This window comes from Brevibacillus sp. FW301-21C12A (assembly GCF_058788915.1).
Map to the genome: position 1 here is coordinate 1 of NZ_JBYTBG010000049.1, position 14,002 is coordinate 14,002.

The following is a 14,002-nucleotide window of genomic DNA, read 5'->3' on the forward strand; positions in this document are numbered from 1 at the left end:
TGGAGTGTAAACCAGCCATATAAAAAAGTGAAAAACTACGCTAGAGGAAGATCAAGCACGTTTAATGGTGAAGAGCTGAATGATATGAGTATTATTGCACTAACCATTCTTCTGTTTTTTGGGTTTCAATATTTGCTGCCAATTGTTACACAGGAATTTCTTTGGAATCCAGAAAAAATGGACGATTATCGGCATTTCGATTCAGACACGCTTTCGATCCTGATTCTCTCTTACGCGTTCGCTTTTCCGATCGGGCTGATGGTGGAGGGAAAAATAGCAAAAATCCTGAAGATAATCCGTTTCCCAAAAGAAGATTCTGCTATTTTAAAAGTTTTGGACATTGCCCGGGAGAATGATGGATATGTTACAGTCGTAGATATAGCTACAAAATCTACTCTCTCCCTGGAGGAAGCGCAAAAAATTTTGGACGATCTTCAAAAAAAGGGACATGCTGACCTGAGTGTAACGAAATCGGGTGATATCCTTTATTACTTTCCTGGATTTCTAAAGCAGGACCAAATAGAGGATAGGGGGTGAGCAAATGAGGTACTTAGGCGGTGCGATGATAATTGTAATATGTGGCAGTTTTCTTCTATCGTGTTTGCTAATTACTGGTTTGCTAATGCAACAGCCATTTTTTTCTACTTTATATCTCATTATGGACAATAGGAGCATTATAGGTGTACTTTTGGCAGCTCTCTCCCTGATTTACATGGCGAGCCTGCTGATTGAAAAAGTGCTTGCGAAAAAAAGTCAGGACCGTTTTTATCATAGCCGTGTGATACAGATTGCCCTCGAACACGGTAACCAGATTACCGCGCCAATGCTGGCATTGGATACTTCCCTGAAGCTATCAGAATGTGAGCGAATCTTGAAGGAATTTGAGAAAAAGCAAGTCGTTAGCAGTTCAACTCCTGTTGGTGAGGCTGTGGTATATCACTTGGCACCGCTCATCTACGAGAATTGGTTGCCAAGTGATGGAGAGTATTGTGGAAAGGCTGACGAAACAGAAGGGGATTAGAAGGAGCAGAAAATATGGAAAAAGTGGCTGAAGGTCACCGGTTTCATTCTCGTGACAATCATTGCTCCCCTCTGGCTGCTTGATAAACAGACCATCCTTTCAGAGGAGTTTATGACAGGGGCACTCTTCGTCAACGTGTTTGCGGTTATCCGAATATTTCATGTTGTTTATTTGACTTACCGAAATTATGTACGGAAAACCGAGCACGATGTCTTGGGGTATGTCATGGACAATCAAGGTGTTCTCTATCCACAAGAAATCGCAGAATTTACCGACGAGAGCCTGTCGTCCATTCAGCGGATGGCCGATCGATGGCACAAGGCCAATCTCGTATCGATGTCCTACGGGAATGATGGGACCGTGATGTACTTGTTTCCGAATGTCACCGCTGAATCAATGGTGTACTTGCGGGAACCCAACTATAATCCGCTCGCGCAGCTCAAACGGGTAAAGGAGCAATTGATGCAGACATGCTGTTATGCCTTTCTTTATTCTTTTCTGGCCGGTTACGCATTCATGAATTGGAGCCATTTTATCTTTTATAGAGGGATTGGGGCGGTCTGCGCAGCCTACAGAACTTTCTACTCTATACAGGCGAGGGAGGAAGCGGAGCAGATTGAGCGAATCGGACTTCAGGTGGCTACACATCGGAATGGCCAATTGACCGTCCATGAATTGGCTTATAACGCAATGGTCAGCATGAAAGAGGCGGCAAAGCTACTAAAAAAGTGGGAGCTTGCAAACATTGCCAGACGAATTGAGATAGGTGAGGGATTCGTACCTGTTTACATTATCAGCGGCGTCGTGTCGAAGGAACAGCGGTTGGCTTCAGAGCGGGTGCAGCACTATCCATTTCCGATGGGGCGTATGACTGCGCAGAAATCGGCTGGAATTAGCTGCAGCGTGTATGTAGTGCTCGTCATCGCAGAAATCCTCGGCCATCAGGACAAACTTTCCCATATGCAAAAAATCCACCTGACGATGCGAGGTGGATTTTTTGGCGTTTTGTTCATCCGTGCCGTTTACCCTTGCTTTTTCGTCAACTGCCAAACGTCCATGAGGTTCACTTTGCGCTTCGTCTGGTCGTGGTACAGCTTGTCCCCGTCGATCCGGTCCACGAACAGCACGCCGTTCAAATGGTCGATCTCATGCTGGATACAGCGCGCCAAAAAACCTTCGCCCTCCAGCGTGAACGTCTCGCCCGCCCGGTTTGCGCTCTGGATTTTCACGTACTGGGCGCGCTTCACGATGCCCGAGTAGCCGGGAAAAGACAGGCACGCTTCCGGCCCGATCTGCTCGCCGTCCAGCTCCAAAATTTCCGGGTTAATCAGCTCGATCAGCCCGTCTCCGCAATCCATGACGATCACGCGCCTTAAAAAGCCGACTTGCGGCGCGGCCAGCCCAGCCCGGCCTTCCTTGGCGTAAAGAGTCTCCGTCATATCGTCCAGAAGCTTTCCCAGCCTGTCATTGAACTCGGTGACGGGCTTTGCGGTTTTGCGTAAAATCGGATCTCCGAAAGGGAGGATTGTTTTTACTGCCATCTGCCTTCTACCTCAAAAAATGAATTACGCCCCTTCGTTTTGCGAGGGCGGGGTGTGCACCCACAGATCGTTCGGCGTGCATTCCAGCGCCGTGCACAAAGCATCCAGCGTGTCGGCTTTCATTTGCTTCGGCTGGCCGTTGAGCAGCGCGCTGATCGACGGAGCCGAGAGTTCATAGCCTGCCTTTTCTTTCAGCAACCGGGCGAGCGCCGCCCCGGACCAGATGCCTCTGTCCGCCATTACTTTTCGCAACATCCAGACAAGCATGCCTTCCCGTTCCCCCTCTCGACTTGCCAAAAAACGAATGTGTTAGGTATTGCCTAATGTTTTTAGTTATTACCTAATATAGCGGATTGGGAGAAAAAAGCAAGCGCGTCTCCTGGACGTGCGCCGTCGATGTTTTGTCCGAGCAGGATTATTTTATTGAATTTGGATTTTTAAAAATTGATTGAAAATAAAAAACACCCTCCCTTATAATGTGTATATAAAAGAAACGGTGGTTCTATTATAGAACCAAGGAGGTTGGGCCATGACATTAAAAACGTTGGAAAAATCGTTGGAGCTGTTGGAACTGTTTACAAAAGAACGAACTTCCTGGGGAGTGCGCGAGCTAGCCAAGGAATTGGGGATCAACCATACGACCGTCTACCGCATTTTGGCTACGTTCGAGCAAAAGGGGTATTTGATTCAGGACCACGAGACGAAAAAGTACGAGCTGGGCATGAAGCTGTGGGAGTTCGGACAGCTTGTGGAAGACAAGCTGGGCATCTCGGAGTACATTTACCCGATCATGAGAAACGTTTCCGAGCAGACGGGCGAAACGATCTTTTTGACCTGGCTCGATCAGTTGGAGTGCGTGCACGTGGAGATGGCGGAAAGCTCGCAGAGCATCAAGTTTTCCGTGTCGGTCGGCAGCCGGACGCCGTTGCATGCGGGGGCGTCCAATACGGTTATTATGGCGTACTTGCCGCGCGACGTTCAGGAGCAGGTGATCGCCAGAGGCTTGACGGCGCTCACGGCACACACCGTCGTGGAAAAAGAGAGCCTGTACAAGAAGCTGGACGAGATCAAAAAGCGCGGCTGGTGCTTCAGCGCGGGCGAGTTCGCCGACGAGGTGTTCGGGCTGTCCGTTCCGCTGTTCAACAAGCGGCGGGAAATCGTCGGCTCGATGACCATTGCCGGACCTGTCAGCCGCACTCCGGAGGGCGAGCGGTTGCTGACGATGCTGTCTGCGCTGCAGGAGGGGCAGCGTGAAGTCCAGCATTACCTGGACAAATACAACCTCAGCTACGTGTAGACGGGGAAAACGGGTGAAAACGGACAAAAGCGAGTAGAAACTAGCGGAAACTCCTAAAACGGCGAAACCGCGAAACCCGCGAAAATCGCAAAATCCGCCAAATCCGCCAAACCCGCCAAACCCGCCAAACCCGCACCACGCTATCTCGCATGGAATCTAGCAAAATCGCACAACGCTTTTAAAGGAGGTGAGGGAGGCAGCGCATTTGCATAGCAGCTATAGAAGAAACACAATTCAGGCAGCAACGAACAGGAAAAGGTGTTCGTTGCTGCCTGTTTGTCGTTATGATGGAAAGAGATGTATCGGGAAGCGAGGGGAAGAGCGTGAGAAAGCGAATCATACGCATAAGCGGTTTGCTGCTGGCCGTTTTGGCCTTTACGTTTTGGCTGACGCTGGGGCTGGCAACGCCGATCCAAACAGTCGAAGACGCGCTGGAAGCTGTGCGCGCAGGCAGAGCGGGCGAGCTGGCGCTTGACCAGGCGGATGCGGGCAAAATCGCTGGCTTTTTTCAGTTTGCGCAAACGAAGCAGTTGGGCGAGCCGGAAGTAACGCTCAGCGAGCATTTCGTCTCGGCGGACGAGCGCCAAGTCGTCGCGCGGTTTCTGGCGATCGAGTACAACCCGAATCGTACCGTGCGGCAAATCTACGGCGGGACGCTGGTGTTTGCGCTGCACAAAAGCGCATTTGCGGCTTGGCGCATCACGCAGGTTGAAGTCAGCCAGCAAATGGGGCCGCACGATTAGCGTGAAAACATCGCGAGCCACGCTTTGCTTCTGCACCGAACTGCTTTTTTGCCGCAACTCCCCCCGTGACATTTTTTATGCCAACAGGTATCGTGGAACATAGAAGTTTCACGTATAGCAAAAGAGGCGAGGGATGAGGTGAACAAATGCGGTTTTATCAAAAATACATAAAGAAGTACGGCGTGCTCGCGAGCATCTCCATGATCTTTTTGATGGTGGAGGCGTTGTGCGATTTGTTGCAGCCGACGATCATGTCGCGGATTATCGACATCGGAGTGGCGCAGCGCGACATGGATTACGTGCTGAAAACCGGGGGACTGATGCTCTTGATTACGGCGCTGGGCGCTGTCGCCGCCTCCATGCGCAACGTGCTAGCCACTTATGTGTCGCAAAACTTCGGAGCGCAGTTGCGGTCTGATTTGTTTTCCAAGGTGCAGTCCTTGTCGTTTGACAGTCTCAACAAGTTCGACCGGGCGTCGCTCGTCACCCGCCTGACCAATGACGTCAACCAGGTGCAGGTGTTCGTCAACGGGATGATGCGCATTTTCGTCAAAGCGCCGCTGGTGTGCATCGGGGGACTGTTCATGGCGACGCAGTTGAATGCGGAGTTGGCTGTCGTGCTCGCTGTCGTCGTGCCGATTGTCGGCTTGTTGATCTTTTTGAATCTGAAAATCGGCTTTCCGTTTTTCCTCAAGGTGCAACAAGCATTGGACCGCGTCAACGGAGCGATGCGCGAATATTTGTCAGGGGTGCGAGTCGTCAAGGCGTTCAACCGCTTTGACTTCGAGGTCGGCAAATTCACGCGGGCAAACGAAGAGTTGCAAGAGAAGTCGCTGTCTGCCACGCGCGTCATGTCCGTGTTCAGCCCGGCGATCATGCTGACGGTCAACCTCGGGATTGTGGCCGTGCTCTGGATGGGCGGGCTTGGCGTGGAGCAAGGCAATATCCAGGTCGGCCACATTATTGCGTTCACCAACTACATGACGCAAATTTTGTTTTCGCTGATGATGATTTCCCTGGTTTTCAACATGTTCGTGCGGGCCAAGGCTTCGGCTGGCCGGATCGGAGAAGTTTTCGCCGAGGAAAACCGGATGAGCTGGAAAGAGGACGCGGCGCATGGACAGGAGCCGGGGGAAGAAAAAGGCCGGATTGACTTTGAACAGGTCAGCTTTTCGTACGATGGCGAAGGTGGACAGCCTGTGTTGAAGCAGATTTCGTTTTCGTGCCTGCCAGGAGAGACAGTGGGAATCATCGGTTCGACCGGGGCGGGGAAAAGCAGCCTCGTCAGCCTGATTCCGCGCTTTTACGATGTGACGGCAGGGACGATTCGCGTAAACGGGCAAGATGTCCGCGAGGTGGACCCGGCCAAGCTGCGTGAAAAAATGGCGATCGTCCCGCAAAAGACGACGCTGTTTACGGGAACGGTGCTGGAAAACATCCGCTGGGGCAAGGAGGATGCCACGGAGGAGGAAGTGGAAGCAGCGGCCCGGATGGCGCAGGCCCACGAGTTCATTGCGGCGACGCCGGAAGGCTACCAGACGCGCGTCGGCCAAGGCGGAGTCAACTTTTCCGGCGGGCAGAAACAGCGCATCTCCATCGCCAGGGCGTTGGTGAAAAAGCCGGAGATTCTCATTCTCGACGACAGCACGAGCGCGGTTGACGTGGCGACGGAGAGCAAGATCAAGGAAGCGCTGCAAACGTACGCAAAAGGGCTGACCTGCATCCTGATCGCGCAGCGGATCACCTCTGTCATGGATGCCGACAAGATTGTCGTGCTCGACAACGGAGAGGTCGCCGGAATCGGCACGCATGAAACGCTGCTGGCTACGTGCCGGGTCTACCAGGAAATCTTTACGTCGCAAATCGGCAAGGAGGTGAGCTAGGATGAGCCAGGAGCAAAAGGAACAGCCGTTTTTCCCTCCCCGTCCGGGCCGCGGCTTCGGCCATGGGGGCGCGCGTGCCGGTGAGCAAGCCGAAAAACTTTTCGGCGACCATAAAAAGACTGTGGCAAGCGTTCGGGCGGGAAAAACGATGGCTGCCGCTCGTGTTCGCCATCGTGCTCGTCGATGGTTTGCTGATGCTCTCGGCTCCGTACCTGATCGGGAAGGCCATCGACGCGATGACAGGCGGGGCAGAGGCGTTCAGCTTTTTGTCGATCATCATTCTCGCTTTGCTCGGCTCGTACATCGTGGACGGAGCCTTGACGTTTTTGCAGGGCTGGATGATCGCCGGCATCACACAGCGAATCGTGACCAACATGCGGCAAGCTTTGTTCGAAAAGCTGCAAAAGCTACCGATTGCCTTTTTCGACTCGCGCACGCACGGCGAACTGATGAGCCGCCTGACCAACGATATCGACAACGTCAGCAACTCCATCTCGCAGTCGACGACACAGCTCATGTCCGGGGTGATCGTGCTCGCCGGGTCGCTGGTGATGATGCTCGTGCTTTCGCCGATTCTCACGCTCGCCTGCCTGATTACGGTGCCGCTCGTCTTTTTGCTCACCCGCACGATTGCGAAGCGAACCAGTGTGCTGTTCAAACATCAGCAGATCGAGCTGGGCAAGCTGAACGGCCACATTGAAGAGACGATTTCCGGGATTCAGGTCGTCAAGGCGTTCAACCACGAGGAAAAGGCGATTGCCGACTTTGCCGCGATCAACGACAGACTGTGCAAGGTCGGGATGAAGGCGCAAATCTGGTCGGGCTTTTTGATGCCGATCATGAACGTGATTAACAACCTTGGCTTTGCGATGGTGGCGATTGTCGGGGGGATACTGGCGGTGAAAGGGATGATTACCGTCGGGGTGATCGCCAGCTTCCTCAGCTATTCGCGGCAGTTTGTCCGCCCGCTGAACGATCTCGCCAACATTTTCAACGTGCTGCAGTCCGGCGTAGCGGGCGCGGAGCGGGTGTTCGAGGTGCTGGACGAACGGGAGGAGCCGCTCGATTCCCCGGACGCCGCTGTGCTCAGAGAGCCAAAAGGGCACGTCGTATTCGACCGGGTGAGCTTCGGGTATCGCCCCGACCAGCCGATTTTGAAAAACGTCAGCTTCGAGGCACAGGCGGGAAGCACGACTGCTCTGGTCGGTCCGACGGGTGCGGGCAAGACGACCGTCGTCAATTTGCTGACGCGCTTTTACGATGTGACGGAAGGGACGATCTACCTCGACGGCAAAGACATCCGCGAATACTCGCGGGACAGCCTGCGCAGAAGCTTTGGTTTCGTTTTGCAGGACACGTACCTGTTTTCCGGGACGATCAAGGAAAACATCATGTACGGCAAGCCTGACGCGACAGACGCCGAGGTCGAGGCGGCCGCGAAAATGGCGCATGCCGATGTGTTCATCAATCGGCTGCCCAAGCGCTACGATACGCAACTGACCGAAAACGGCGGCAATTTGAGCCAGGGGCAGCGCCAGCTTTTGGCGATTGCCCGCGTCATCCTCGCCCGGCCGTCGCTTCTGATTCTCGACGAGGCGACGAGCAGCATAGACACGCGGACAGAGCTGATTATTCAGGATACGCTCGCGACGATCATGGAAGGGCGCACGAGCTTTGTGATCGCGCACAGGCTCGGCACGATCCGCGACGCCGACGCGATCATGGTCGTGGACAGCGGCGAGATCGTGGAAAAAGGCAGCCACGACGACCTGATCGCGCAAAAAGGGGTATACTACCAGTTGTTTTACAATCAGTTCAAAAACTTGCACGCTGCTTCGTCCTGATCGAAACAGCCCGTCTGGCACGCTGAATTTTACGTGTGCAGACGGGCTGTTTTGCTGGGATAAAGCTTCTGTAACGATGCAGCAGCGCTCAATGTGCAAGCCAAGCGTCAAGCGTTTTTGGCGAGGGGGCTGTTGTGCTCTCAGCTTGGTTGCCCCTTTGCGCGGACGTCCTTCCTTTCAAGGCTCGGAGCAGGTGCGGACCACATGTTTGTGACCACGTATGAGACGAAGCAGGAGGACCAGGACAAGTTTTTTGAAAACGCGGTCTACAAAAACTTGTCGGCCGTCAAAAACAACCATGTGTACAGGATGACGTTTGAGCAGATGTACTACTACGACCCGCTGGCGATTGAGGGGCAGCTTGATCTGGTCGTGGAGAAGCTGCTGGGGCATCAGGCGAAATAAACAGAACGACAAAAAGACCCGGGACAATCGCCCAAGGGTCTTTTTGCTGTCACTTGCCGAAGTAATCCAAAATAAACTCCTTAAAGCGAACCGCAGCCGGAGACAAATACCCGCCTTTGACCAGCGCCATGCCGATTACGCGCTGGCACTTGGGCGCGCGGATGCGGATTTGCGCGATTTTGCTTTGGTCGATGCCGCGCAAATCGGGGAGCAGGGACACGCCCAGTCCGGCTGCGACCAGCCCCGCGACGGTGGCCGCCTCCTCGCCCTCAAAAGTCACGCGGGGGGTGACGCCGAGTTGCTCAAAAAGCTGGTCGGTCGTGCGCCGCAGCGCGTAGCCCTTTTTCAAAAAAATAAACGATTCCTCGGCAATTTCCGAAAGCAGGATGCTCTCCCGTCCGGCCAGCGGATGCCCGATCGGCACGATGGCAAACAGCTCCTCGCTCCAGAGCGGCGTCCACTGGATCGGCAGCTTGGTTTCCGTCGGCTCGGCGAGAAGGCACAGGTCCAGCTCGCCTGCGTCGAGATGCTCGAGGAGCGAGTAGCTGTGGTTTTGGATCATCGTGAAGCCGATGGAGGGCGACTTGGCACGAAACGCGCCGATGAGGTCGGGAATCAGGCTGGTGCCGAGCGTGTGCAAAAAGCCGAGGGCAACCTCGCCGCGGTCGGGGTGGACGAGATCGCGCAGCTCCTGTTTTCCGTCCTCAAATTCTTTGAGGATGCGGTTGACGCGCTTCAAAAAAAGCTGGCCGTAACGGTTCAGCATGATCGTCCGCCCTTGCCGTTCAAAGAGCGGGACGCCCAGCTCTTCCTCCAGCCGCGCGATTGAGCGGCTGAGCGCGGGCTGGGAGAGCGACATCGCTTCCGCCGCACGGGTGACGTGCTGCATCCGGGCGAGCGTCTGAAAATATTCGAGTTGTTGCCATTCCATTCGGGTGACCTCCCTGCGCGACAAAGCGCGTGTGTCCGATTCATTACTATCGTGCATGAAAATTATGATTACAATAAATTATACATTATGAATTGTCAATGATAGTATAACAGAAAAACGGGTAGAAACGCGGGGAGGTTTCACCACCATGGGATACATCAAGCAAGGCACAACCGCTTTTCGCAAGACCAATCTGGCTTTTTTTGCGGCGGGCTTCAACACGTTTGCGATTTTGTACAGCACGCAGCCATTGATGCCTGAATTTACAAAAGAGTTTCACGTTTCGCCGACGATGGCGAGCTTGTCGCTCTCGTTGACGACGATCTCGCTGTCCGTCAGCATGCTCGTGTTCGGGACGATCTCAGAGGTGTGGGGACGCAAGCCGGTAATGATTAGCTCGATGCTGGCCGCCTCCCTCCTGTCGATCCTGACGGCATGCAGCCCTTCATACGAATCTCTTCTTCTTTTTCGCATCATCCAGGGAATCTCGCTAGGCGGCCTTCCGTCTATTGCCATGGCTTATTTGGGCGAAGAAATGGAGCCGAAAAGTCTGGGAGTCGCCATGGGGCTGTACATCAGCGGCAACTCGCTGGGGGCGGTGTGCGGGCGGATTCTCTCCGGCATACTGACCGACCTGTTCAACTGGCACATGGCGATGGGCGCGATCAGCCTGATGAGCCTCGTCGCCACGCTGATTTTCTGGTTCAGCCTGCCTGCTTCGCAAAACTTTCACGCGCGCGCTCCCGAGGTGCGCAAGCTGGCGGCTTCCATGCTCAGCCACTTGCGGGACCCGGCTCTTTTCTGCCTGTTCGGCATCGGGTTTTTGAGTCTCGGCAGCAATGTGGCGCTCTACAATTACATCGGGTACGTCTTGACCGCAGCGCCTTATTCGCTCAGTCAAACGCTCGTCGGCTGGATTTTCATCGTGTTTCTCGTCGGGATGTTCGCCTCTGTCTGGATGGCGAAGCTCGCAGACAAGTTCGGCAGGCTGAAAATGCTGCTCGTCTCCTTGCTGCTGACGCTGCTCGGCGCGTGCCTGACGCTCGACAGTCATTTGGCGGTCATCATCGCGGGCTTGCCCGTCCTGACCTTCGGCTTTTTCGGAAGCCATTCGATTGCGAGCGGCTGGGTCGGGCGGCGGGCGACTCATGACAAGGCGCAAGCATCATCGCTCTACCTGTTCTTTTATTACGCCGGTTCCAGCATCGGCGGGACGATGGGCGGCATGTTCTGGTCCTCGCTCGGCTGGGGCGGTGTCGTCGCGATGATCGCCGGATTCATGGCCGTCGCCTTCGTCTTCGCCCTGCGCCTGTCCAAAGTCCTCGCCAATTCGTCTGCGCCGTCCGTCGAGAAAAAGTGGACGGTGGCGAAGCTGAAATGAAGCGGGGGAGCGTAGCGTGGTTGCCCCTTAACAGCGGCTACAGAGGCAGCGGGGGCGCCTTTCTTTTCTGAGATGGAACGGAAACGGGGCTGTGGAGTGCAAAACCAGCCAGGTTCGCAGCATGTTCCGGCGCGATCCCCTCACGGCAGACAGGAAAAAAGAGTCCAAAGCAGCTTGGACTCCACCCTGTAGACCGGAGGGGATTTTTCACGTCACGGCAATACGCACAGAGGCTGGCTACTTCTGGGCGTGTCTTTTTTCCTGGATGACGCAGCCGAGGTAGAGCAGCAACAGCAGCAAGGAAACGTACACGGAGCCATCGAAGTAGCTTTTAAACAGCTCGCGCGACCAGCGATCCTCGCCGATAATCCAGTAAGCGAGCGAATTGGAGATGGCGATTCCGTCATTTGCTGCAGGGATGAGACTCTCGGTGTAGTTTTGGGCAAGGCAGACCGTCGAGAGCACGGATGCGAACAGGAGCACAAGCGTTACGGCCGAGTAGTAGTTTCTCGCACCGATTCGCTTCAGGAAAAAAAGAACGAGTGCAACAACCAGACCTGCCATCATGAGAAACAGCATGAATCGGACCCTCCTTTGGCAAGATGAGCAAAATGCTTTTGGGAATCTCTTTGGGATTGGCTTCTCTTTTAGGCTTGCTGTGGATCTATACACATTTTACCAGTTACGGAGTTTATTTTGCATTTTATTAAACGGCAGCCGACGAAGCTTAACCGAAGAAGCGGAACATGAGAGGTCCCCCGCTTTTTTAACCGTTTCCAGGTTTTCTCAAATCCAAAATGGTATGATAGAACCGGGAAGGAGAGTGATCGCCCATGCTTCGAAAAGTGCTGGTCGCGCTCGCGTCTGCGCTCATTTTTTGCCTTGTGCTCGCCTGGGCGAACTACACGCCAGCAGGCGAGCGGGAAGAGGGTGTCTACCATTGGTCGTACGGCTCGCTTGTCGCGATTTATCTCATTTATGCCCTCCCCGTCTATTTGCTTGGCGGGATTCCGTTTGCCTATCTGATCGAGTTCGCCGAACGCAAAACGGGTTGGAAGCATCCGCTGGCTGTGTATCTATTTCGCTTTTTTGCCTATGCGTTGGCGGGCTGCTTCGTGATGGGGCTGTTCGTCGTAGTCGTATCGAACGGGCGCTCTTTGAGCAATGCTTTTGCGTCTGGCGGGTTGCTGCTGTTAGGCGGAGGCGCGGCTCTGTTGTACGGCCATGTCCTTCTGTTCAGTTTTTGGCTCGTCAAGAGACGAAAGGAGTGGGGATGATTGCGGGACACTTCTGCTGCTCGCAACATTTTTGATCTGTTTTTTAGCTAGGAGAGGATCGACATGACCATTGGTGGTTTTCAAAGCGGCTTTTCGGCCAGAAAAGTGCCGCGCGCCGAAGTGAAGTGGGAGCAGTTCCTCATCTGCAGCCACGGCTGCGAGGAAGTCATTCAACTGATTTCCCACGTATCCGGCGAGGTAGAGTTTGAACTGTGCAAAATCGAGGCCGAGCGCATGGGCAACGTGTTGCTTGCGGCAGTAAAGACAGAAAGTTGTTGAAACTTGTGGGCTGCTGACCCGTATGTATAAACGAACAGATAAAAAAAGGGGAGGCGGAACATGAACGACAACAACGTAGTGAAGATGAATCCGTTCCAAGCTGGAGGAAAGCTGCTCGCAACCATTCTCGTACTAGCCGTTTTGGTCTTGCTCGGGACCCAATCGTTTACGATCATATCAGCGGGGCATAGCGGTGTCGTGCTGCAATTGGGCGCGGTACAGCCAAAAGTTTTGCAGGAAGGCATGCACTTTAAAATTCCTTTTATCCAGACCGTCATTCCGATGGAGGTACGGGTTCAAAAATCGGAGACGAGCCAAACGTCCGCTTCGCGCGATCTGCAAACCGTCTCGACGACCATCGCGGTCAACCACCATCTGGACAGCGAAAACGTCAACAAGCTGTACCAGCAGGTGGGGCTGGAGTACAACAGCCGCATTGTCGACCCGGCTATCGCTGAAGCGCTGAAAGCCGTCACTGCGCAGTACACGGCAGAAGAATTGATCTCCAAGCGCTCCGAGGTGAGCAACAAAGTCAAGGAAGCGCTGCGACAAAAGCTGTCTGCCTACAACATCATTCTCGATGAGATCAACATTCGCGAGTTTACGTTCAGCGACGAATTTAACCGCGCGATCGAGTCGAAGCAAGTAGCGGAGCAGCAGGCGCTCAAGTCGAAGCTCGACCTGGAGCGGATCAAGATCGAAAAGGAGCAGGAGATTACGCGCGCGCAGGCACAGGCCGAAGCGTTGCGCCTGCAAAAGCAGGAAGTCACGCCGGAGCTGATTCAGCTCAGACAGATCGAAGCGCAACTGGAAGCGATCCGCAAATGGGACGGCAAGTTGCCGAACGTCACAGGCGGCGCGACTCCGTTTATCAACGTAGGGAACCAGTAACGACAGCAGCAACGAAGACCATCCGGGCCGCCAATCAGCCGGATGGTCTTCGTTTTTGATTTAGCGCGTGCTTTCAAACAGCTCCAGCCATTCGCCGTCCGGCCCGCGGAAAAACATGTAGCGGGAGCCGTTGGGCAGCGTCGTGATCGCTTCGTCGATGAAGGAGACGTCAAGCTGCTGCAGCCGCTCGATCTCGGCTTCGAGGTTATTCACCGCAAACGCCAGATGGTGCACCTTGCCTTCCTCCGGCAGCGCGTCGTTGTAGCCGTGAATCAGCTCCAGCTCCGTCTCTGTGCTGCCCGGAAACCCGAGAAAAGCGAGCGTAATAATCTGATTGGAATGCACGAGCGTCCCTTTCAGCTCCATGCCGATCACTTTCGTGTAAAAGGCGATGGACGCCTCCAAATCTTTGACCATCAGCCCGACGTGCTCGATTTTTTTGATTGCCATGCGCGGTTTCGTCCTTTCCCTGACAAGCTCGTTTTCTTTTTATTGTAAAAGATTTGCTG

15 protein-coding genes and 1 pseudogene are annotated in these 14,002 nt (G+C 54.2%); 11 read left to right on the plus strand and 5 right to left on the minus strand.

Annotation, left to right across the window (positions count from 1 at the left end; translation table 11 throughout):
* Together AC3WQH_RS21850 and AC3WQH_RS21855 are read left to right on the plus strand one after the other, a co-directional pair.
* On the plus strand, window positions 1-537 hold a 537-nt coding region (locus AC3WQH_RS21850; RefSeq protein WP_492332245.1), incomplete at its 5' end, for a hypothetical protein.
* Window positions 538-541: 4 nt separating this feature from the next.
* Entirely contained in the window at window positions 542-1,021 is a 480-nt protein-coding gene (locus tag AC3WQH_RS21855) for a hypothetical protein (RefSeq protein WP_238501395.1), read from the plus strand.
* Window positions 1,022-2,043: 1,022 nt separating this feature from the next.
* On the opposite strand, the gene def is transcribed toward AC3WQH_RS21855, so the two are convergent.
* Complete coding sequence (gene def / locus AC3WQH_RS21860) at window positions 2,044-2,562, minus strand: peptide deformylase (RefSeq protein WP_005834515.1); 519 nt, start codon at window positions 2,560-2,562, stop codon at window positions 2,044-2,046.
* Window positions 2,563-2,586: 24 nt separating this feature from the next.
* Window positions 2,587-2,829 carry a helix-turn-helix domain-containing protein gene (locus AC3WQH_RS21865; RefSeq protein ID WP_005834513.1) on the minus strand — a complete coding sequence of 81 codons (243 nt, stop codon included), beginning with the start codon at window positions 2,827-2,829 and terminating at the stop codon, window positions 2,587-2,589.
* Window positions 2,830-3,091: 262 nt separating this feature from the next.
* Here AC3WQH_RS21865 and AC3WQH_RS21870 point away from each other — a divergent pair, with 262 nt between their 5' ends.
* The 5 genes and pseudogenes from AC3WQH_RS21870 to AC3WQH_RS21890 all read left to right on the plus strand — a co-directional run bounded on the left by AC3WQH_RS21870 (window position 3,092) and on the right by AC3WQH_RS21890 (window position 8,734).
* Window positions 3,092-3,859 carry an IclR family transcriptional regulator gene (locus AC3WQH_RS21870; protein ID WP_005834511.1) on the plus strand — a complete coding sequence of 256 codons (768 nt, stop codon included), beginning with the start codon at window positions 3,092-3,094 and terminating at the stop codon, window positions 3,857-3,859.
* Window positions 3,860-4,182: 323 nt separating this feature from the next.
* Complete coding sequence (locus tag AC3WQH_RS21875) at window positions 4,183-4,602, plus strand: hypothetical protein (protein ID WP_122953186.1); 420 nt, start codon at window positions 4,183-4,185, stop codon at window positions 4,600-4,602.
* A gap of 146 nt (window positions 4,603-4,748) precedes the next feature.
* A complete protein-coding gene (locus tag AC3WQH_RS21880; protein ID WP_005834508.1) occupies window positions 4,749-6,485 on the plus strand; it encodes an ABC transporter ATP-binding protein in 1,737 nt (578 codons plus the stop codon).
* A gap of 1 nt (window position 6,486) precedes the next feature.
* Window positions 6,487-8,329, plus strand: a pseudogene (locus AC3WQH_RS21885) (ABC transporter ATP-binding protein).
* 204 nt (window positions 8,330-8,533) lie between these two features.
* Window positions 8,534-8,734: a hypothetical protein gene (locus AC3WQH_RS21890; RefSeq protein ID WP_005834503.1), complete on the plus strand. Its 201-nt coding sequence runs from the start codon at window positions 8,534-8,536 to the stop codon at window positions 8,732-8,734.
* 49 nt (window positions 8,735-8,783) lie between these two features.
* On the opposite strand, the gene AC3WQH_RS21895 is transcribed toward AC3WQH_RS21890, so the two are convergent.
* Complete coding sequence (locus AC3WQH_RS21895) at window positions 8,784-9,665, minus strand: LysR family transcriptional regulator (RefSeq protein ID WP_005834501.1); 882 nt, start codon at window positions 9,663-9,665, stop codon at window positions 8,784-8,786.
* Window positions 9,666-9,813: 148 nt separating this feature from the next.
* Between AC3WQH_RS21895 and AC3WQH_RS21900 the strand changes: the two genes are divergently transcribed.
* On the plus strand, window positions 9,814-11,046 hold the full coding sequence (locus AC3WQH_RS21900) for an MFS transporter (protein ID WP_327991485.1): 1,233 nt from the start codon (window positions 9,814-9,816) through the stop codon (window positions 11,044-11,046).
* Window positions 11,047-11,283: 237 nt separating this feature from the next.
* On the opposite strand, the gene AC3WQH_RS21905 is transcribed toward AC3WQH_RS21900, so the two are convergent.
* Window positions 11,284-11,625 carry a hypothetical protein gene (locus AC3WQH_RS21905; protein ID WP_005834497.1) on the minus strand — a complete coding sequence of 114 codons (342 nt, stop codon included), beginning with the start codon at window positions 11,623-11,625 and terminating at the stop codon, window positions 11,284-11,286.
* Window positions 11,626-11,879: 254 nt separating this feature from the next.
* Here AC3WQH_RS21905 and AC3WQH_RS21910 point away from each other — a divergent pair, with 254 nt between their 5' ends.
* The 3 genes from AC3WQH_RS21910 to AC3WQH_RS21920 all read left to right on the plus strand — a co-directional run bounded on the left by AC3WQH_RS21910 (window position 11,880) and on the right by AC3WQH_RS21920 (window position 13,493).
* Window positions 11,880-12,323 (plus strand): hypothetical protein, encoded by a 444-nt coding sequence (locus tag AC3WQH_RS21910; RefSeq protein WP_025843983.1) that lies wholly within the window; start codon window positions 11,880-11,882, stop codon window positions 12,321-12,323.
* A 63-nt stretch (window positions 12,324-12,386) separates the two neighbouring features.
* On the plus strand, window positions 12,387-12,602 hold the full coding sequence (locus AC3WQH_RS21915; protein ID WP_005834494.1) for a hypothetical protein: 216 nt from the start codon (window positions 12,387-12,389) through the stop codon (window positions 12,600-12,602).
* A 60-nt stretch (window positions 12,603-12,662) separates the two neighbouring features.
* Entirely contained in the window at window positions 12,663-13,493 is an 831-nt protein-coding gene (locus tag AC3WQH_RS21920) for a prohibitin family protein (RefSeq protein WP_005834491.1), read from the plus strand.
* A 60-nt stretch (window positions 13,494-13,553) separates the two neighbouring features.
* On the opposite strand, the gene AC3WQH_RS21925 is transcribed toward AC3WQH_RS21920, so the two are convergent.
* The gene (locus tag AC3WQH_RS21925) at window positions 13,554-13,943 is read right to left on the minus strand and encodes a VOC family protein (RefSeq protein ID WP_005834490.1); all 390 of its coding nucleotides are present in this window, start codon (window positions 13,941-13,943) and stop codon (window positions 13,554-13,556) included.
* Window positions 13,944-14,002 lie beyond the last annotated feature (59 nt).